At 40.6% G+C, this 19577-nt stretch carries 19 protein-coding genes; 9 read left to right on the forward strand and 10 right to left on the reverse strand.

From position 1 onward, the window contains the following. Positions 1 to 79: 79 nt before the first annotated feature. Genes U5907_08220 through U5907_08230 form a run of 3 tightly spaced genes read left to right on the forward strand, consistent with a single transcriptional unit; the run spans position 80 to position 4171 of the window. Positions 80 to 379: a hypothetical protein gene (locus tag U5907_08220; GenBank protein WRQ32559.1), complete on the forward strand. Its 300-nt coding sequence runs from the start codon at positions 80 to 82 to the stop codon at positions 377 to 379. Further along, the gene (locus U5907_08225; GenBank protein ID WRQ32560.1) at positions 372 to 2882 is read left to right on the forward strand and encodes a transglutaminase domain-containing protein; all 2511 of its coding nucleotides are present in this window, start codon (positions 372 to 374) and stop codon (positions 2880 to 2882) included. The genes U5907_08220 and U5907_08225 overlap by 8 nt, the downstream gene beginning before the upstream one ends. Continuing rightward, a complete protein-coding gene (locus U5907_08230) occupies positions 2879 to 4171 on the forward strand; it encodes a beta-mannosidase (GenBank protein WRQ32561.1) in 1293 nt (430 codons plus the stop codon). The genes U5907_08225 and U5907_08230 overlap by 4 nt, the downstream gene beginning before the upstream one ends. On the opposite strand, the gene U5907_08235 is transcribed toward U5907_08230, so the two are convergent. Further along, positions 4128 to 5270, reverse strand: a complete 1143-nt coding sequence (locus tag U5907_08235; protein ID WRQ32562.1) for a family 20 glycosylhydrolase — start codon at positions 5268 to 5270, stop codon at positions 4128 to 4130. The genes U5907_08230 and U5907_08235 overlap by 44 nt on opposite strands. 100 nt (positions 5271 to 5370) lie before the next feature. Then, complete coding sequence (locus U5907_08240) at positions 5371 to 5814, reverse strand: OsmC family protein (protein ID WRQ32563.1); 444 nt, start codon at positions 5812 to 5814, stop codon at positions 5371 to 5373. A 104-nt stretch (positions 5815 to 5918) separates the two neighbouring features. On the opposite strand from U5907_08240, the gene U5907_08245 reads away from it, so the two are divergent. Next, the gene (locus U5907_08245) at positions 5919 to 6605 is read left to right on the forward strand and encodes a Crp/Fnr family transcriptional regulator (protein WRQ32564.1); all 687 of its coding nucleotides are present in this window, start codon (positions 5919 to 5921) and stop codon (positions 6603 to 6605) included. 8 nt (positions 6606 to 6613) lie between these two features. Here the strand turns inward: U5907_08245 and U5907_08250 are convergent, their stop codons facing one another. Both U5907_08250 and U5907_08255 read right to left on the reverse strand, forming a co-directional pair. Further along, complete coding sequence (locus U5907_08250; GenBank protein WRQ32565.1) at positions 6614 to 6946, reverse strand: hypothetical protein; 333 nt, start codon at positions 6944 to 6946, stop codon at positions 6614 to 6616. 58 nt (positions 6947 to 7004) lie between these two features. Further along, positions 7005 to 8528 carry an AMP-binding protein gene (locus U5907_08255; GenBank protein WRQ32566.1) on the reverse strand — a complete coding sequence of 508 codons (1524 nt, stop codon included), beginning with the start codon at positions 8526 to 8528 and terminating at the stop codon, positions 7005 to 7007. A gap of 245 nt (positions 8529 to 8773) precedes the next feature. Here U5907_08255 and U5907_08260 point away from each other — a divergent pair, with 245 nt between their 5' ends. After that, on the forward strand, positions 8774 to 10327 hold the full coding sequence (locus U5907_08260) for a helicase HerA-like domain-containing protein (protein WRQ32567.1): 1554 nt from the start codon (positions 8774 to 8776) through the stop codon (positions 10325 to 10327). A gap of 13 nt (positions 10328 to 10340) precedes the next feature. Here U5907_08260 and U5907_08265 read toward each other — a convergent pair whose 3' ends face one another. The 5 genes from U5907_08265 to U5907_08285 are packed head-to-tail and all read right to left on the reverse strand — an operon-like array spanning position 10341 to position 15988. After that, entirely contained in the window at positions 10341 to 11192 is an 852-nt protein-coding gene (locus U5907_08265) for an N-acetylmuramoyl-L-alanine amidase-like domain-containing protein (GenBank protein ID WRQ32568.1), read from the reverse strand. Then, positions 11189 to 12268, reverse strand: coding sequence for a glycerophosphodiester phosphodiesterase family protein (locus tag U5907_08270; GenBank protein WRQ32569.1), 1080 nt, complete (start codon positions 12266 to 12268; stop codon positions 11189 to 11191). The genes U5907_08265 and U5907_08270 overlap by 4 nt, the downstream gene beginning before the upstream one ends. 39 nt (positions 12269 to 12307) lie before the next feature. Then, complete coding sequence (locus U5907_08275; GenBank protein WRQ32570.1) at positions 12308 to 14653, reverse strand: DUF5686 family protein; 2346 nt, start codon at positions 14651 to 14653, stop codon at positions 12308 to 12310. 35 nt (positions 14654 to 14688) lie between these two features. Next, positions 14689 to 15621, reverse strand: coding sequence for a thioredoxin-disulfide reductase (gene trxB / locus U5907_08280; GenBank protein WRQ32571.1), 933 nt, complete (start codon positions 15619 to 15621; stop codon positions 14689 to 14691). Between the two features lie 13 nt (positions 15622 to 15634). Beyond that, the gene (locus U5907_08285; GenBank protein ID WRQ32572.1) at positions 15635 to 15988 is read right to left on the reverse strand and encodes a thioredoxin; all 354 of its coding nucleotides are present in this window, start codon (positions 15986 to 15988) and stop codon (positions 15635 to 15637) included. 145 nt (positions 15989 to 16133) lie between these two features. On the opposite strand from U5907_08285, the gene U5907_08290 reads away from it, so the two are divergent. Continuing rightward, positions 16134 to 16829, forward strand: coding sequence for a Crp/Fnr family transcriptional regulator (locus U5907_08290; protein ID WRQ32573.1), 696 nt, complete (start codon positions 16134 to 16136; stop codon positions 16827 to 16829). Here the strand turns inward: U5907_08290 and pdxH are convergent. Next, positions 16826 to 17461: a pyridoxamine 5'-phosphate oxidase gene (gene pdxH, locus U5907_08295; GenBank protein WRQ32574.1), complete on the reverse strand. Its 636-nt coding sequence runs from the start codon at positions 17459 to 17461 to the stop codon at positions 16826 to 16828. The genes U5907_08290 and pdxH overlap by 4 nt on opposite strands. A gap of 66 nt (positions 17462 to 17527) precedes the next feature. Between pdxH and U5907_08300 the strand changes: the two genes are divergently transcribed. From U5907_08300 to U5907_08310, 3 genes are read left to right on the forward strand one after another with little or no spacing between them, the layout of a single operon-like run. Continuing rightward, positions 17528 to 17938 (forward strand): hemerythrin family protein, encoded by a 411-nt coding sequence (locus tag U5907_08300; GenBank protein WRQ32575.1) that lies wholly within the window; start codon positions 17528 to 17530, stop codon positions 17936 to 17938. Beyond that, positions 17935 to 18558, forward strand: coding sequence for a DsbA family protein (locus tag U5907_08305; GenBank protein WRQ32576.1), 624 nt, complete (start codon positions 17935 to 17937; stop codon positions 18556 to 18558). The genes U5907_08300 and U5907_08305 overlap by 4 nt, the downstream gene beginning before the upstream one ends. 55 nt (positions 18559 to 18613) lie before the next feature. Next, on the forward strand, positions 18614 to 19558 hold the full coding sequence (locus tag U5907_08310) for an ATP-binding protein (protein WRQ32577.1): 945 nt from the start codon (positions 18614 to 18616) through the stop codon (positions 19556 to 19558). Positions 19559 to 19577: the final 19 nt, after the last annotated feature.

Consider the following 19577-nt stretch of genomic DNA (forward strand, 5'->3'; position numbering starts at 1 on the left):
TAATCGGGTATTCACCAATATTTGCTTAAGTTTTAGAATTAAGGGAGTAATTTTATCATATAAGATGAATCTCCTTTTTATGAAAAGGCAAATTACGGTATTTATTGTGTTATTTCTGTTTTGTCTGCCTCTGAGAGCAAATCCTCCCGGGAGGGGTGATTTAAATGTTAGTGCAGGTGTGGTTTCCTCCGAACTGACAGAGACAAAGCGAAAAAATGCCGGTGGACCGGATTGGACCTATTATGTTTGGATTTCAGCTGCTTTTGTTCTGGTTGCTATTGTCGGCTTAACTGAAAATCTCATCAATGCTGAGAGAGAGAAGGTGAAGAGGATGAAGTCAAACAACTCAAAGCAGATGATTGATGAACATTATGAATAGGTTACAAGGTTTTTCGGCATTAATTTTTTTATCAACATTTTTAGTTTTTTCTTGTTCGGATAGTGTTCTGAACAACGATTTTAAAGCAAAGAGGTTGCTGGTTAAAGACCGGGACCTCTTTTCTGTTGTAGATACAATTGAAAACAGGGAGCTGAGAGAGGCGGTTAAATTTCTCTACGCATATATGCCTCTTGGAGATATTTGTGACTATGACGGCTCTCTTTATATTGAGGCTGCAAAGGTTGCACTCTCTACTAAAACATCTACAGAGTGGGGCCCTTCTACTCCGGATTATCTTTTCCGCCACTTTGTTCTTCCACTCAGAGTTAATAATGAATCTTTGGATAGCTCAAGGAGATTAATTAACAGAGAACTAATGCCCAGACTCAAAGGGCTTACTGCGGAGCAGGCGATACTGGAGGTAAATCACTGGTGTCACGAATATGTAATTTATTCTCCTAGCGACGAGAGGACATCCTCACCTCTTGCCACCATGAGGAATGGGGAGGGCAGATGCGGAGAGGAGTCAGTTTTTACTGTGTCGGCATTAAGGGCAGTTGGAATTCCTGCCAGGCAGGTCTATACTCCAAGGTGGGCCCACACAGACGACAATCATGCGTGGGTTGAGGCTTGGGCAAATGGAAAGTGGCATTATATCGGGGCGTGTGAACCCGAGCCTCTACTTGATATGGCTTGGTTCTCCACATCAGCAACAAGAGCTCTTTTAATGCACTCAAGAGTTTTTGGGAAATACAATGGTCCTGAGGAGATAATTGAACAAACCGAGACCTATGCTGAGATAAATGTTACAGAAAACTATGCTCCTGTCTCAAGAATTTCTTTAACCGTTACTGATAGTCTGGGTAATTCTGCTGATGGGGCAGTTGTGGAATTTTGCATATACAATTATTCAGAATTTTGGCCTGCGCTCAGAACCATCAGTGATTCACAAGGTACTGCCAAAGCCATTATGGGAAGGGGTGATATTCTTGTCCGAGCTTACAAAGGAGATATGTTTGGAATTGTTAAAATATCTCCGAATAATGATTTGCTTTTGGACACAGTTATATTGGACAAGAAATTTGGTGATGAGTTCATTTTTGAGTCGGATATTGTTCCTCCCTCTGAGGGTAGTGTAAAGAGAGAGGTTACGCCTGAGCAAATTCTACATAATAAAATCCGATTAGCTGAAGAGGATTCAATAAGGATTAAGAGATTAAGAAATTATCCGGGGAACAGCCCTGAGATAGAGAGATTCAGAAACGAAATACCGGAAAATAAAAAGCATATTGGGGAGATTATTCTAGCCTCTCTCTCTGTTAAGGATTTCAAGGATACGCCTTTTAATGTTCTTAAAGATCATTTAGTTAACATAGAAGAGGCTACAACGGACAGCTATATAATATCTCCACGGATTGGAAGGGAGCTGCTTACTCCCTGGAGGGGTTATCTCCTCAATATTCCGGGAGCGGATAAATTAAAAATGAATCCAAAGGGAATTGAGAGGCTTGTATCATCAATTAAAGTTGAAAACAGATATAATCCTCAGAGTATACCAATTTCTCCGGACGGGGTTTGGAGGCTTGGCGTTGCTGACTCTTATTCTAGGGATCTCTTTTTTGTTGCTCTGTGCAGAACATTTGGAGTGGCTGCGAGGCTTAATCCTGTAACATCAATACCTGAGTACAAATCTGAAGAGAGATGGATAAAAGCAAGATTCAGTACTTCAGACAACGCAGATATGATTAATTCACACAGAGAGGGAACGTTGTCACTTACTTATGAAGGGGGGGTGGTAGAAGATCCAAAATTTGAGACTCACTTTACTGTCTCAAAGGTTGAACAAAACAGGTTTAAAGTGCTTTCATTCAGAAACAGAGAGGGCTTTGAGGGGACTAGCTCTCTGATAAGTGTTTTTGGAGAGGATGGGAAACTCTCCTTAGATGCCGGATACTATCTTCTTACCAGTGGAACGAGGATGGCTGATGGCAAGATACTGACCAGGATGCAGTTCTTTAACATAAAAACAGGAAAGAGCTCTGAGGTCCCGCTAATCTTAAGGGAGGACAAAGAGGATTTAAGAGTATTGGCAAATATAGGTGTTGACGAATCAATAGTTGAGAGGTGCGGCAGGGGCTATTTTATTCTTGTCTTTTTAAAATTTGGCGATGAACCCGGAAACCATATCTTTTCAGATATTGTAAAGTATAGTAAAGAGTTTAATGATTGGGGCAGAGGTGTTCTCTTTATTTATCCTGATAGCAATTCTCTTAATTCAGCTGTTAGAAAGAGCAGGGACCTTGACATACCTTCAAACTTCATGTTTATTGATGATCCTTCAGGCGAGCTTTTAAACTCAACGGCGGCATCTTTAGGTTTTTCAGAAGAGGTACCATCACCTCTTGTAGTAGTTGCTGATACATTTGGAAGAGTTGTTCACTTTGCCGGGGGGTACTCTATAGGTACAGGTGAAAGACTTATCAAAATTACCAGAAGATTATGAGAAACTCAATATTGTATATCGCCCTTATTGCTCTTTTGACTCTGTTAAGTTGTACAAAAGGAGAGAGGGGTAAGGAGTTTGCCAGGGTTCAGGATGGTAAGATTATTCTCAATGGCAAACCATACTATTTTATGGGAACCAATATGTGGTATGCTGCTATACTAGCTTCTGAAGGCGAGGGTGGAGATACATTACGCCTCTTCAGAGAACTGGATTTTTTAAAAGAGCTGGGGCTGGAAAATATCAGGGTACTTGTTGGAGCTGAGGGTGAGAGGGGGGTGCACTCAAAAATTGAGCCTATACTTCAGCCATCTCCGGGAGTATACAACGATACTCTACTTAAAGGTCTTGACAGGCTTATGGTGGAGTTGGCAAAGAGAGATATGACTGCAGTGCTTTACCTGGGAAACTCATGGGAGTGGTCAGGCGGATATTCTCAATATCTAATGTGGTCAGGCGAGGAGAAGGCACCCATTCCCGCTATTGCCGGATGGATTCCTTTCAGAGATTATGTTGCAAAATTTGTATATTGCGACTCTTGCAAAGATATGTTTGCAAAACATGTCAGATTCATCGTATCCAGAGAGAATAGCATTACAGGAAAACCATATACTGAGGACCCCGCCATATTCTCGTGGCAGGTTGCAAACGAGCCCAGAGCATTTTCCAAAGAGGGGAAAGAGAAATTTTATGATTGGGTTACAAGTGTTGCCTCTCTTATTAAATCCATTGATTCAAACCATATGGTCTCAACCGGAAGCGAAGGCTTGTACGGCTGTGAGGTTGATATGGAGCTCTTTGAAAAGATTCATTCATATCCGGATATTGATTATCTTAATATGCACATCTGGCCATATAACTGGGGATGGGCTTCAAAAGATAGTATTCTGGAGAAACTGCCATACTCTATTGATGAAACTGAGAAATATATTGAGAGTCACATTCAGATTGCTGAAAAGCTCAATAAACCACTGGTTCTTGAGGAGTTTGGCTATCCAAGGGATGGTTTCCTGTTTGACAGGAGAGGCACAGTGGAGGCGAGGGATAGATATTTCGGCTTTATAGCTGAGAGAGTTAAAAAGAGCTCCGCTGTAGGGGGAGCTCTTGCCGGGGCTAACTTCTGGGGATGGGGAGGTTTTGCCGATACTCTTTCAGGCCGGTTTGACTGGCGAAGTGGTGACCCTTACTCCGGTGATCCGGCTCAGGAGCCTCAGGGACTTTACTCTGTCTTTGCCTCAGATACCACTACTCTTGAGGTAATAAAGCGATTCGGCCGTACATCCTTCTGAATGCCTCCCATGGTGTCTGATTTCCCTGAGTATTATCTGTAGTTTTTCCGTAGAAACCATCCAGAAATGTTCCAACATTTGACCAAACTGTGTGCATGACACCCCTGAATCTTGGTTGCATAACTTTGGCTGTATTCTTGCGGAATCTTACCATATCCTCCACCTGGAGTACTGCAGCCTGAGGGTTTCTCCACGGACAAGTCATAACATCTATTCCTTTCATTGCAAATAGGGCTGCTGTTACATCTGCCCTCTCATAATGCCAGTCGCAAACTGTAACATCCTTGGGTATCATATCAATAGCCCTGTGGGTATTGTTGTAGCTTCCCTCCCATCTTCCAAGGCCGATGGTTCTTCCGTCCAGGAGCCTGTCTCCCCACAGCCACATTTTTCGTCCCTTTGAGGCAAGGTGGTTTCTAATTGTCCAAACCTCCTGAGCAAACAATTCGGCTTTGTCTTTGCCTGCACAGCGAGGGCATCTGTCGTTTCCAATGTCAAAAACCTCATCCATTCCGGCGTGGAATGTATCGGAATCAAAAACATCACATATTTCGTCAACAACATCAAATACTACATTGTGAACCTCCGGATGGTTGGGACAGTAGCTTCTCATATTAAATCCATTCATTGGAAGCCTTGATGGGTCATTGCTTAACTCTGAAGGAGTCTCCTCAAATTGAGGATATGTTGAGAGCAGCTTGTTGAGACCACCCCTCCCGGACTGGTGGCCGAGAAGATCAATTAGGGGAATCATCTTTATGTTGTGTTTTTCGCAAACTTTCAGGAGTCTCTTAATTTCCCGCTTTGAGAGAGCGAGAGTGTCAATGAGCTCAGGTCTGCTCTTCCATTTGTATTTGTATTCAACTCTGAGAACTAGGGTGTTTACCGCTCTTGGGGCTAGTTCAGTCTCTATAAAATTTATAAATTCGTCCATTCTGTCGGGTGTAGGCAGAGCAATACAAAAGCCTCTTACCGGTAGCAGAGAGTCAAGCTTAGCTCTTACAGGTGAAGCTTCTGACGATAAATTTGTCGCGAAAATACTCTTTGCGGAGAAAATTAAAGCAATTGTAAAAAGAATTGCTGTCAGATAATTTTTCATGGGAACTCATATTTAGGGATTATGAGTGCAATTTACAAAAAAAAGATGCCGGCCAGAAACATATCTGGCCGGCATCCGGGGGGTTAATTTGATCAACTGCTTATTTTTGTTTTTTAACCTCAATCTTTACTGGGGTTGGATGCTGTAAGTTGTCGCTTACAGGGCATCTGTCTTCAATTTTCTCAGCCCACTTTGCAAGAGTTGCCTCATCAGCATCTGTGTCAGGTTTTAGAGTGACAACAATTTGCTTGTAGCCCGCTCTTTCATCAAAACTCATCCCAAATAGTCTTGCAGGATTTAGGTCTCCGTAAAGATCTATCTCTACACCTCTGAGCTCAAAATTCAACTCTTTAGCTATTACATGGGCCATAACATTGAGACATCCTGCAAATGCTGCAAGTACATACTCCACCGGATTAGCTCCAAGATCTGTCCCTCCCAGCTCTGCCGGTTCATCTACTATTATCTCGAATTGTCTTGCTTTTACTATTGTCTTTGTAGGGCTTTCACTGTGTGCTTTTACCCTGAATCTTGAATCTGCCATAATGTTTATTTATTTGTTCTTTTGCAAATTTACGGAAGTAAAAACTCTCTCTTGCTAAACAGGGAGTGTAGTTTTTAATAAAAAAATATGTAATATTACATGTTTTGATAAATAAAGAGAGGGAAGCATTAATGATAACACAAGAGATCTATTCCTGGGCCGGAAAACTTAATAAGAGTGAAATTGAGCAGCTCCTTAAGACATCTGTCCTTCTGGACTACAATAAAGGTGAAGCTATTATTAAACAGGGGACCCTGGCTTCTCACATTATGTTTCTTGAAGAGGGAATGGCAAAACTTAATCTTGAGGCAGCCGGGAGAGATACCACCTTTAACTTTGCCGTTAAAGGAGATTTTATAGGCCTAATGTGCTCATTTGTCCAGAAGCGGCTGGAGTTTTCTGCTGTCGCAATTACGCCTTCAAAAGTGAGAATTTTTGACAGGGATGTTTTTGAGAAATTAATTAGTGAGAACGGGGAGTTTGCGGTATACATAGTTACTATGATGTCTGAACTGACTAATGGTGTAGTTCATACTCTTATATCTCTGAGCCATAAAAATGCAAACGGAGCACTGGCCATGTTAATTCTTAGTGTAGAGAGAGTCTTTAGAAGTAACAAGATACATCTGCCATTTACCAGAGAGGAGATGGCAGCCACTCTTGGGTATTCCAAGGAGAGTATTATCAATACTATCTCAGATTTTCAGAGGGATGGAATAATATCAATTTCCGGAAGGAACCTGGAGATCCTTAATAAAAGAGCCCTTCAGATAATTGCAGAAAAGGGATGATGCACTATTTATGACAAACGCTCCTTTAGTTGAAAAACAATTTCAACAGGGGGCATTTTGTCGTAATTATAATAGTCAGTAAGATCTTCAATACCCGAATCGAGCAATTCATTAGGAATTAGAAAATCTATCTCAGCATAACCGATTTTGAATGAGCAGCGATTCTCTCCCTGAGTGAAAATAATTTCATTGAAATATCTGACATCAATCTTATTCTCTTCTGTAAGGATAAAGTATTTGTGCAGTTCTGATGGCTTTACATTTGAAACAAAGGCCTTTTGCACACCGGCAGATATATTCTCATATATCTCCGGTTCTACTTTGAATTCAAGTTTTTCCATGATTTCCAAGTCTCCTTAATGTTTCTTAACGCAATTTAAGGAAAACCAGCGACAAAACCTATGATTCTTTGTCAAATATCTCCTGTACAATTTTTGAAACGCTCCTGAAATCGATCTTACCGGTCCCCATCATTGGCAGTTCTCTAATGACAACAAAGTGTTTTGGCAAGGCAATATTAGGAAGCTCTTCTCCCATTTTCTTCAGAATCTCTGATTTGTTTACTTCAATTGTTACTGTTGCAATTATTGATGATCCACGCACCTCATCCTGAACATCAACTACACAACAAGAGACTCCGGCCGGGAGATATTTCTCTAGCGTATTTTCAACTTTAACAAGTGAGACCATCTCTCCACCAATTTTTACAAATCGCTTAAACCGGCCTGAGTGCCACAGATAACCATCACTGTCAAGATATCCCATATCTCCTGTATTGTACCACCCGTCTTTTATAGCCTCTTTAGTCTGCTCGGGATCCTCATAGTATCCATTCATGACAGAAGGCCCTTTAACAAGGATTTTTCCAATCTCTCCCACATTACACTCCTCACCACTTTCTAGGTGTTCAATCCTTAACTGAACACCCGGGATAGGCTTGCCCGTGCTGCCCGGTCTGTTATAATCGTGAGAGTTAACTGAAATTACCGGAGATGTCTCTGTAGCTCCATAACCCTCCAGCAGAGTAACGCCGTGTTTTTGGATATAACCATCTCTCAAAGCATCAGGGCATTTATCAGCTCCCGATACCATAATCCTCACAGACTTAAAATCTCCCGGTTCTGATTTATGAAGATAGCCCCAGAAGAAACTAGGTGTTCCTACCATCATAGTAGGCCTCTCCTCTCTGGCAATTCTGCTGACAGTCTGAAAATCCAGAGGGTTGGCATATGTTACCATAGTAATGCCGTAATATAATGGAGTCCAAAGATTTACAGTAAGACCAAAAATATGGAAAAAGACCAGGTTTGAGAGAATTGTATCTTTTTCTGTAATCCCTACATAACTGCCAAAGCTCTCAATATTTGATGATATATTTTTATTAGTCAGGGGAACTGCTTTTGGGTCTTTTTCACTGCCACTTGTGAAGAGTACAGCTATTGTATCATCTTCTCCCCCTTTATAAGTCATATTTATGATAGCTGAGGCCGGAAGCTTACTTAAAAGAGCCGCTTTGATTTTATCGCCGGTTCCTATTCCTGCCATAATTTCCTCCATAAATACCATTCCTTCGCTCTTTGGGCACCCAACCTTTTCCAGTAAGGCTTTTGATGTTATAATGGTTTTGAATCCGCACTTCTGCTGAGCATATTTTGCATTGGATTCTGCTCCGGTTGAATAATTAATCATGACAGGGATTCTGCCACTCATCAAAACACCTAATGTTGCCAGTGCGCATCCGGCAGATGTAGGAACCATTACTCCAACGAATCCCGGATCGTATTTTCTGAATTTCTTGCTAAGGATTATAGCTCCAATAAGAGCCTTTGAATATGTTACTCTTTTGTCAAGAGTTCTGTCAATTATGGCCATCCTTTCTGGATTTCTCTTGGCCATTCTAATGAACTGCTCGTGTAGTATCATTAATTATCAGTAATTATTGTTGGATGTACATTTTTTCCGGTGCGCAAGATAATCATTTTTTTTAATCAGCAAAAATCAAGTGTAAAAAAGAAGTATGGCTATAAATAAGTAAAATAGTATACTATATAAGATTTTTGGGTACAATGCGACCATAAAGTGTAATTAAAAACTCTGTTCAAATTTAGTTGAATAAAATTCTTTCATAAATTTTCTTGAATTAATATTTGTATATTTAAATCAATTAAATGGAAGAAATTATGATTGACAAGGATAACAGAATGTATGTGGCTCACTCAAAGTCACCAATTTTTATGAATCCAAAGATGGTTAACAGGCATGGATTGATTGCAGGTGCAACAGGAACCGGAAAGACTGTTTCGCTTCAGGTACTGGCCGAAACATTCAGCAATGCCGGGGTTCCCTGTTTTCTTGCTGATATGAAGGGAGACCTTTCAGGGGTAAGTCAGGCAGGAGGAACCAATAAATTTATTGATGCAAGAATCAGTGAGTTTGGAATTGATCCCTCTTCTCTTCTGTTTAGTGGTGCTCCGGTAAGATTTTTTGATGTTTTTGGGGAGCAGGGGCATCCAATGAGAACAACCATTTCTGAGATGGGGCCTCTGCTTTTAGCCAGGTTGATGGGACTTAACGAAACACAGGAGGGGGTGCTGAATATAGTCTTCAGAATAGCTGACGAGAAACAGCTTCTGCTTATTGATATCAAAGATCTGAGAGCAATGCTTGACTGGGCTTCAAGAAATGCTAAAGAGTACACATCTCTCTACGGGAATATCTCAACAACAAGTATTGGTGCTATTCAGAGAGCTCTTCTGGCGCTGGAGAGCCAGGGGGCTGATAAGTTTTTTGGTGAGCCGGCCTTCAATATTTTTGATCTTATGCAGATGGAAGGAGGAAAAGGGGTTCTTAATATTTTGGCTGCAGATAAACTTATGATGTCCCCAAAACTCTACTCTACATTTTTGTTATGGCTTCTTTCAGAGTTATATGACCAGTTGCCTGAAGTTGGAGATCTTCCTGTTCCAAAGTTTGTGTTCTTTTTTGATGAGGCGCATATGCTGTTTGAAGATGCTCCAAAAGCTCTCAGAGAGAAGGTGGAGCTGGTTGTCAGACTGATTAGATCTAAGGGTGTGGGAGTTTATTTTATTACGCAATCTCCGGCAGATATTCCTGTGGAGGTGCTTGGGCAACTAGGCAACAGGATACAGCATGCACTAAGGGCCTTTACTCCTCAGGATCAGAAGGTGGTAAGGGCTGCTGCTCAAACCTTCAGAGCAAATCCGGCGTTTGATACAGAGAGAGCTATTCTGGAACTTGGAACAGGAGAAGCTCTTGTCTCCTTCCTTGATGAAAAGGGAGCACCCTCTGTAGTTGAGAGGGCAAAGATGTTATTTCCTATGAGTCAGATAGGTGCCATTACACCTCAGCAGAGAGATACTCTTATAAGGCAGAGCAGGCTTTTTGGAATGTACGAGAGGCAATTTGACAGAGAGTCTGCATATGAAAGGATTTCGGGCGAGAGGCTGATAGAGCAGAGGCAGGAAGAGGATGCAAAAATGGCTCAGGAGAGGGAAAAAGAGCAGATCCGACTGGAAAAAGAGCAGGTTAGACTGGAAAAGGAGAGGGAACGGGAGTATAGAAGGATTGCATCTTCATCAGGCAGAAGAGGTAGTTCAAAATCCACTCTGGACAAAGCATTGGGCTCTGCAGCGACAAGTATTGGAAGGAGCGTCGGAACTCAGATTGTCAGAGGGATTCTGGGTGCAATTTTTAAAAGGTAGTTAAAAAAGGCTATTATTCAGATACTCTTGCAAGAACAACTCCTGTGCCTTTTGTATTCTTAAGGTAAACTGAGAGAGGTTCTCTGTTGACCAGTACTTTTTTATGAGAAAGTGATGCGTGGATAAATGTTAGCCTGCCTCCTTCGTTGAAAATTATTCCCATGTGGCTTACATCCATCCCTTTTATTTTTGTTGTAAAACCTACAATATCTCCGCTGCGAAAGTGAGTTTTGTTTTTCTCTATTTTCTCCGCAGGCAGATAGTGGTGCTCTCTGGAGCTAATCTCCTTCTCTTTATCCTTAATGAAGGGAATAAGGGTTTCATTGCTTGCAAGCTGCTTGTATTTATCAGGGTTGGAAGACATAACAGAGAGGTCTACTTTAAGGGGCTCCCATTCAGGAGTATGGATAACTCTCTGTAGTAACCCTTTTCTCTCGTTTTCATACATCCAGTCTGTAGTATAGTGAAGTCTGTCATGAAATCCGGTTATCTCTCCCTCTCTGTATCTTATAAATTTCAGGTTGTCGCAGAATTTTTCAAAAGTGGGGTCACTGCTCTTGATGGTTTTGGACAAGGCCAGAACAGTCTCTACAAAAGTTGTACAATCAAGTCCTCTGAGGTTAATAACAAGCCCCTCGGGCTCAATCTCCAGGGTGTGTGCAACATATGGAACAGAGAGGAAAAACTTAGCGCTCTCTACCACCACTTTATCAATGGGAAGCCTCTCCTTGCCCTTCATAAATTTTATGTAGCTCTCAAATATCTCCCTGTCTCGGGGTTCGCTGTAGGTCTTGTAGCTCTGGGCGCTGGCACTTGAGATGATAAAAAGAGTAATTATGAAAAGTATAGATTTTATTGTTTTCATTTTGCAAGAATTTTAAAAAGTAGTTCAGGTTCGTTAGTTGTTATATAATCTACGCCCAGATTCATCATAGATCTCAAATCATCTTCTGAATTAACTGTCCATACGTTAACTGTCAGACCTCTCTCTTTTGCTTTTTTGACAAGCAGAGGGTCTTTTTTGAACAGACTAATGTTGAAATCGACACCCCACATTCCGCTTTCACTTATCTCTTCAATGGTTTTATTACTGCCAAGGTATGCTGTTTTTGCCAAAGGGTCAATTTTTAATACCTGCTCAAGTGATTCGTAACTAAAGCTAATGTAAGAAACCCAGGCCTGTGCTTTAAGGTTGTGAATCAATTTCACAACTTTTTCAGTAAGCTCAAGTGTCCTCTCAAGACTCTTACCTGATGGTTTTATTTCAACAACCAACCCTGTTTTATTTTGATCCATTGCTCTCCTTATGTACTGCTCAACAGTAGGGAGATACTCTCCAGCAGAGAGTTCTATTGATGTAAGTACACTTGCCGGGGTATCCTCCACCATATGACCCTTAATTGATGGGTCATGATTGCAGACAGGCACTCCGTCAGAAGACATCCAAAGGTCAAATTCACTCCACGAGCATCCAAGAGCTATTGCATTTTCAAGAGCTTTAAGTGAGTTTTGCGGGGCAGCTGACTCTTTCCAGGCGCCTCTGTGTGCTACAACAATATTGTTAATAAACTCATCTTTTACCAGTTCAAATTCCATTTTCAGAGAGTTCTCTTTATTGCCTCTTTCATTGGCAGTAATTGTAACGGAGTATCTGAATGGTCCTCCCTCATATAAAATTTCCCCATTTCTGAGGTAAATTTCACCCTCTCTGTTTATCCTAAAAAGTTTAGCAGTGTCACTTGATATTTTATAAACAATATCGTGACCTGATTTTGTAAACTCTTCAGGGAGATATGTTTTGCCAATAAATGCAGACTTTTTGTTTATTGGAATTCTGTAATTATTTAGCGTTGCTAAATTTTGTGACCCTCCTTTGACTGACATAAGAAGTGATAAAATGATAAAAATGGTAGCTGCTAATATGAAAAAAGGGGTCTTCATTCTTGATGGGGTTAGTAATAACAACTCCAAATATAGCGATTAGAGATCAAATTTAAACCTGAATCTGACACCCCATTTTGTAATATTTGGATTAGTTGTATATGTAAGTCTTCTTATAAGATCAACTCTGAGCACTTTAAAAATATTGCCTATTCCAATACTCATCTCCATATAGGGGCCTCTGTCAAGTGTAAATGTGGATGGGTTGCCATCTTTGTCTTTCGGGAGAGGCATAAGCCCCCACTGAGTCATAATAGCCGGAGTGTTTAAATTTGGATTGTTATTATCTCCAAGACCACCGTAGAGGATTTTTAGCGTGACAATCTCTCTTAATCCAAGATGTTTTATAAGTGGAATTTTGTTGAGTATAAAACCATTGAAGTTGTGATCAACGAATAGAGATGCATATTTGTCGCTTACAAATTCCAGAAAGTTCATAAGGTTATACCTTGTTGCCTGGTATATATAGGATTGGTTTGCGTTGTGCATCTCCAGCAGAGGAAAAGGTACCGTCCCCAGTACCAAACCTGTCTCAAGCTGTGCATCGGTGTAACCAATTACCGATGGATAGAATCGTTTACTTGCATTAAAGCGGAGAAGGTGGTAATTATAGTCCCCTCCAAGTAATTTATTTCCTAATGTGTAGTTAAACTGTAGTATTGGGTGTCTGTTTGGAATGGGAACACGGACAGTTTTTTTCTGATAATATTGTTCATTGGGGGCGTATCTGAGATCCACACTGAGCTCTCCAATATCAAGCGATGGAATTGTTCCAAAATCAAGGCCTCCTCCAGGCTTCTGTCTTGTAAAGTTGTAACCCAGTCTGTATGAGAAATGGTTTTCAAATTCGTGAAAATACTCAGCTCTGATTGTTTTGTTATAGAATAGTTTATCATCAATCCCTCTGCTTATTGAGAGATATGCGCTCCCTTCGTGAACAAAATAGAGCTCTACGCCGGGGACTTTTGTCTCTTTCTGAATGCTGAATCTTAGGCTTCTAACGGGAAATTCATAGATGGTTCTGTCAGTAAGGGAGATCGTTGTGCCTAGTTTATATTTGAACTGTTTATCTCCAAATCCATATGAGATATGACCATCAAGATTGACCCTTTTGCTGAATTTGGGTGTGGTCACACCTCCAATTCTTGCCCTGGATCCCTCTGTAGGGTTGTAACTGTAAAATGTACTTACAGGACCCAGTTCAAACTTGCCAAAGTCGTGGTAACTTGCTACAACAATCCTCATTAGGTTCACAAACCTGCGGAATGTCGGCATATTGTTGAGAGAGTCAGATGTTTCGTAAATGCCTCTCTCTGATTTTGAGAGCTCCTGATGTCTGTTTCTCTCCCAGAAGTCGTCCCCTCTGGAGAATACAGAATCTGCTCTGGCATTTTGCTTTACAAAATTTAGCGGGGGTATTGGTTCGTTAAAAATATGATCTCTGTATGAAACGGATCGCTGCCCAAAAAATCCCAGACCTTTTTTGCTATATCCAAGGTCTATTGCTGTCTCGTTTTTTTCAAGAATCCATCCCCCCCGGTCTGATCGGCGAAACTCCTGAACAATTCGGCTCTCTTTTATCCAGTTGAGATTGATGTTTTTGTTAACCTCAATCTCGGCTCTCTTTACTGCATATGTCCCGTCCATTGTGATATAAAGATAGCCCTGAAAGAGAAGATCGGCCTTGTTCCTTGGGGTGAAATATAGTCTTGTACACCTCTCTCCTCCGCTGATAAGCGTATCGGTTATATAGTATCTGTAGAAAGTTGGTGCAACAGATGAAATGGGGCTTATAAACTTATTGGTTAGGAACTGGATATTGTTCTGATATATATCAACCTCTTCATACAGATAGTTTAACCACTCTCCAATCCCCTGATCGTCCATATGCTCCTCAAATGTTACCATCCTCTCACCCCGGATGGTTTCATTTGCATTCCCTGTCTCTCCGTCATATGCATAGTCAGAGAGCCTCTCCCTTATATACATAGGCAGAACGGCTCTCCCGGGACTTCTTGTTGTATCGAGATTGTCAAATACAAATTTGAACTTATTCAGGAGCTTCATTGACTGCAATCTCTCACCCAGATTTGTGAAAGAGAATACAATCTTTTCGTACTTCTGGTATCTTAATGAACTGAAGTTTGTGCTTCTGTTTTTATCCCTGTAGGCTAGTACACTGTCAATAAGTTCTACTGCAGGGTTCCCCCTGTTTCTGTACCTGATTTTTCCTCCTCTGACAACCAGTTCGTCTATCTCAATTGTCCTTATATTCTCCTTTTCCGCTGATGATTTTCTCTGCTGACCATCTGTTCTGAAGGGCAAGAGCATTGATGCAACGGTAAGAATAGCTACAAGGATAGTTATGTTGCCCTTTATTTCCATCAAAACAAAGATAATCAAATCATATCAAAATGGAATCACACTTTTTTTAAATCATTTATATATGCTGATGCTGAGAGTGCAGCCACTGTCCCGTCACCTACTGCTGTTGTTACCTGTCTGAATCTTTTTGTTATGCTGTCTCCTGCTCCAAATACCCCCTCAACACTTGTTGACATATCCGGTTTAACAACAATCTCTCCCCACTGGTTAAGATCAACCTTTCCTTTGAGAGACTCTGTGTTTGGAACATATCCGATAAACACAAAAGTGCCATCTGTTTTAAAATTGTATATCTCTTCTGTTTTCAGGTTCCTGATGTCTACGCTTTCAAGTTTTTCATCACCGTGAAAAGCGGCAATTGTTGACTCCATAATAAAGTGAATCTTAGGGTTCTTTTTTGCTTCGTCAACATAGTGCTGTAGTGCCTGAAAATGGTCAAACTGGTGTACGATAGTTACTTTAGAAGCGTATTTAGTTAGAGAAACTGCCTCTTCAAGTGCTGAGTTTCCTCCTCCTACTACTACAATCTCTTTGTCTGTAAAGAAATCACCATCACAGGTTGCGCAGTAGGATATCCCTCTTCCTTTAAGTTGTTCCTCTCCCGGAACACCTATTGTTCTTGATCTTCCACCGGTTGTAACTATCAATGCATCTGAAGTGTATTTTGTTCCATCAGATAACATTACAGATTTTTCTCTCCCATGTGGATTTATATCTTTTACTATAATGTTTGATTTTATATCACAGCCAAAGCTTTGAGCCTGTTTTTTCATTATCATAGCCAGCTGATATCCGCTTATGCTTTCCACACCTGGATAGTTGGCTATTTCGTGGGTAAGAACCATCTGCCCTCCAACGGTCCCCTCGTTCAAAATCAGAGTTTTTACCCGGGCTCGTGAAAGGTAGATCCCTGCAGTAAGTCCTGCAGGGCCTGCCCCAATTATAATTGCGTCGTAATGATTGCTCATGGTATGGTGCCAATTATTTTTTTGGTGATCCAAACTCTTTGTCAAGAATTGTAGTCACCTGTTCTCTTGTTTGTATACTTGAGGTTGCTTTAACCACCCTGCCGTTTTTGTAATAGATAGTAAATGGAATTCCCATAAATCCTCTTACCTCAGGGAGATTGCGTATTACATGTGACTCAGGGTTGTCAAACTCCATATCAAAGAATTTTACATGGGTATACTCAGACTCAAGCTCCTCTGCTATTCCATAAACAGGTATACACATAGGTCCCATTCTGCCGCAAATTACCATTACATTTTCATTTTCGCTGAGAATCTTCGCATGCTGTGACGCTGATTCAATGTGTTTAAGATTTGTATAAAGCATAATTTTTATCGTTTTTTTGTTGTTTGTAAATCTTTTGCAAAGATACTCCGGTGTGAAATGCGGGGCAAGAATCTTGAATTGGTGTTGAACAAGCTCTGAGTTGATTGTGGACAACTTTTTAACTGAAATGGATTACTTTTGTATTATGAAAACTATAAAAGAGAGTGATAAGGAGTATATCTGTAATATACAGGCTCCTTGTTTTCAATCGCTTGATCACATGGAGCTTGAAATGGTGAAATCAAGCAGAACACAAGTGCTATTCAAGCGGGGAGATACTGTTGCAAAACAGGGTGCCTTTGCCTCTTATATTCTATTTATTGTAAATGGTTTATGCCGACAATACATAGAGGGTCCCGGGGATAAAAGCCATAACCTCAGGATTGTGCAACCCGGAGAGTTCATTGGGCTCTCAGCAATTTTTAATAAAAATATCTATGGTTATTCGGTCGCAGCAATTACTGACTGCCACGCTTTTTTAGTTGAAAAAGAGACAATTGCTTCTGTCATTGAGAAAAACGGGAGATTTGGCATGAGCTTGATTAAGAGATATTGTGAGCAAAACTCAGACCTCTTCTCTTCCATGTCCAGCCTGTTATATAAGCAGATGAACGGCAGAATGGCTGAAACCATCCTTTATCTTGATTCTTTAAGGGGGTCTCATCCGGATATTTTTCAGCTTCTTTCAAGAAGGGATTTAGCCGAGTTTGCCGCAGTCTCTGTTGAGAGTGCTGTTAAGCTGTTAAAGAGTTTTGAGAGAGATGGCATAATAGAACTCAGCGAGAAGGAGATAATAATAAAAGAGAAAAACTCTTTGGCTCAGCTTAGTCTGAAAGGCTAAGGGAATAATCTTGTGATTTTCCAGTTGTCACCATCTTTAGTGTAGCTGAATCTGTCGTGTGTTCTGCTTGTTGCTCCTTGCCAGAATTCATAGTAGAGAGGATTCAGGATATATCCTCCCCAATATGGAGGTCTCTCTGTACTCCCCTCTGCAGCAAGAGTCTGCACTCTTTGATCAAAAGCCTCCTTATCATCAAGAGGTCTGCTCTGTTTTGAAAGGATGGCAGATGCCCGGCTCTCTGCTGGTCTGCTGCTGAAATACTCATCGGACTCAGCAGAGAGTATTCGGCTTACCTGACCCTCAATTCTTATCTGTCTCATACTGCCCGGCCAGTAAAAGAGTAATGCTGCTTTTGGATTTCTCTCCATATCATCTCCCTTTTTGCTTTCATAATTTGTGAAAAATACATAGCCTTCAGGTGAGTATTTTTTCAGAAGTACTACCCGGGAGGATGGAGCCCCATCATCTCCGCAAGTTGATAAAATCATAGCGTTGACTTCGTATTTCTCACTCTCCCTTGCCTCATCAAACCACTTTTCAAATTGACTCAATGGATGAGGAGAGAGTAAACTCTCTTTCAGAGGCGAGGGTGAGTAATCTTTCCTCATATGGTATAATCTCTTTTCTTTCATAGCACTTTTTATTGTCTATATTATTAACAAATAATTGGTACTTTTGATGAATATAAAGTATTAATTATGTCTAATTGTAAAACAATAGTCTGGAGCGAGGAGCTTACTGTGAATGAAGGAAGGATTGATAACCAGCATAAGGAAATTTTTGAAATAATAAATAGCTTTGTATTTGAAAATGAGATAAATTCCGGGGTTGCAAAACTGGCAGAGCTTCTTTCTAAACTTACAGATTATAGTTTAGTGCATTTCAAAGAAGAGGAGCACTATATGAAGGTTAACAAATTTCCTCATATTGCTGAACACCGGGCGTTGCACAAGTATTACATCAAGAAAGTCGCCCTCTTTAATCTTAATTACTCAAACATTATCCCAACAAATTCGGATGAAGTATGCAAATTCTTGATTAAATGGTGGACTAAACACATTCTTGAACAGGACTTTAAGTACAAACTTCATATTGATCAAATACGATGAAAACAGAAAAGCCAATTCATATTGTCTATTTTTCTGACCCGGTTTGCTCATATTGCTGGGGTAGTGAGCCGATTATAAGCCGATTAAAAAGGGAGAGAGGAGATATGTTTGATATTGAATATCGAATGGGTGGCCTGATGCCGGATTGGAGTATGTTTTCCGGACATCCGGATGGTCCTGCTGTTGTTGGTAAGCACTGGCCGGAGGCCTCAGAGAGAATTGGTTTCAGAATTGATGGAAGTGTATGGGAGACTGATCCGCCCGCATCATCATATCCTCCCTCTATTGCCTTTAAAGCGGCATCGCTTCAGGGAGAGGCTAAAGGGCTGGGATTCTACTTTATAATGAGGGAACTTTTGTTCCATAAAAGAGTTAATATTGCAAAAAGAGAGAATCTGCTCAGGGCCGCAGAGGAATCGGGATTAAATATCCAGGTATTTCTAAGGGATCTTGATGGTCAGGGAAGGGAGCTTTTTGAGGCAGATCTTAAGTTTGCAGCTGACCTTAATGTGGATCTTTTTCCAACATACATAATGAGCTCTCTGTCCGGTAAGAGGGCGAGACTTGCCGGATTTATTTCTTACGACAAACTATCCGCTACAATTGATGAAATTCTTTAGATATCTGTTTTTTATTTAATTAAAAACAGGTATATTAGCACACAAATCAGATGTTATGATTAAGTTCCGATTCGAATACGGAATGATTCTGATCTATTTGCTGCTTGGAAGTGGATGGATTCTTTTTTCTGATGAGCTTACCGAGTTACTCGCTCCTAATCCTGAAGTAGCAGCACATTTCCAAACATACAAAGGTCTTTTTTATGTTTTTGTAACAGCGCTGCTCTTTTATGGATTCCTTAGGAAGCACCTGCAAAAACTAAGAAAAGCAGAAGAAAAAGCACTTGAGAGTGATAGATTAAAATCCGGGTTTCTGGCAAATGTAAGCCACGAGATCAGAACTCCTATGAATGGAGTTATGGGATTTGCTGAACTACTTAAAGATGAGTCGCTTACTAATGAGCAAAGATTGGAATACATATCTGTCATTGAGAGGAGTGGAGAGCGGATGCTTGACCTTATAAACGATATTGTCAATATTTCTATGATTGATACAGGGCAGGTTAGACTACATTTAAGCAATGTTGATACTTCTGAACTTGTCACCTCTCTTGCCGCTCTCTTTGAGCCGGCTGCTATTGAAAAGGGGGTAAGTCTCAAATTTTCACCATGCAGTGGAGATGGAATGGTTGGTAATTTGCTGTTAGACAGAGAAAAGGTAATTTGTGTATTATCAATACTTATTAAAAATGCTTTAAAGTATACAAGCAAGGGAAGTATTGAGGTTAGTTGCAGAAGAGAGGCAGATATTGTCAGGTTTACTGTTAAAGATACCGGAATTGGCATTCCGGAAGGTCAGCTGGAGGCAATTTTTAAAAGATTTGTTCAGGTAAACATGTCTTATACCAAAACTTATGATGGGGCAGGTCTGGGACTTGCAATTGCGAAGTCTTTCGTCGAAATTATGGGTGGTAAAATATGGGCAGAATCTTATCAGGGTAGCGGATCAATTTTTAACTTTACGATTCCGTACAAAACCTCTAAAGATTTAATTAAATAATGCTTTCAAATTTTTTACC

The organism is Bacteroidales bacterium MB20-C3-3 (assembly GCA_035609245.1).
In the GTDB taxonomy this organism is placed as follows: domain Bacteria; phylum Bacteroidota; class Bacteroidia; order Bacteroidales; family UBA932; genus Bact-08.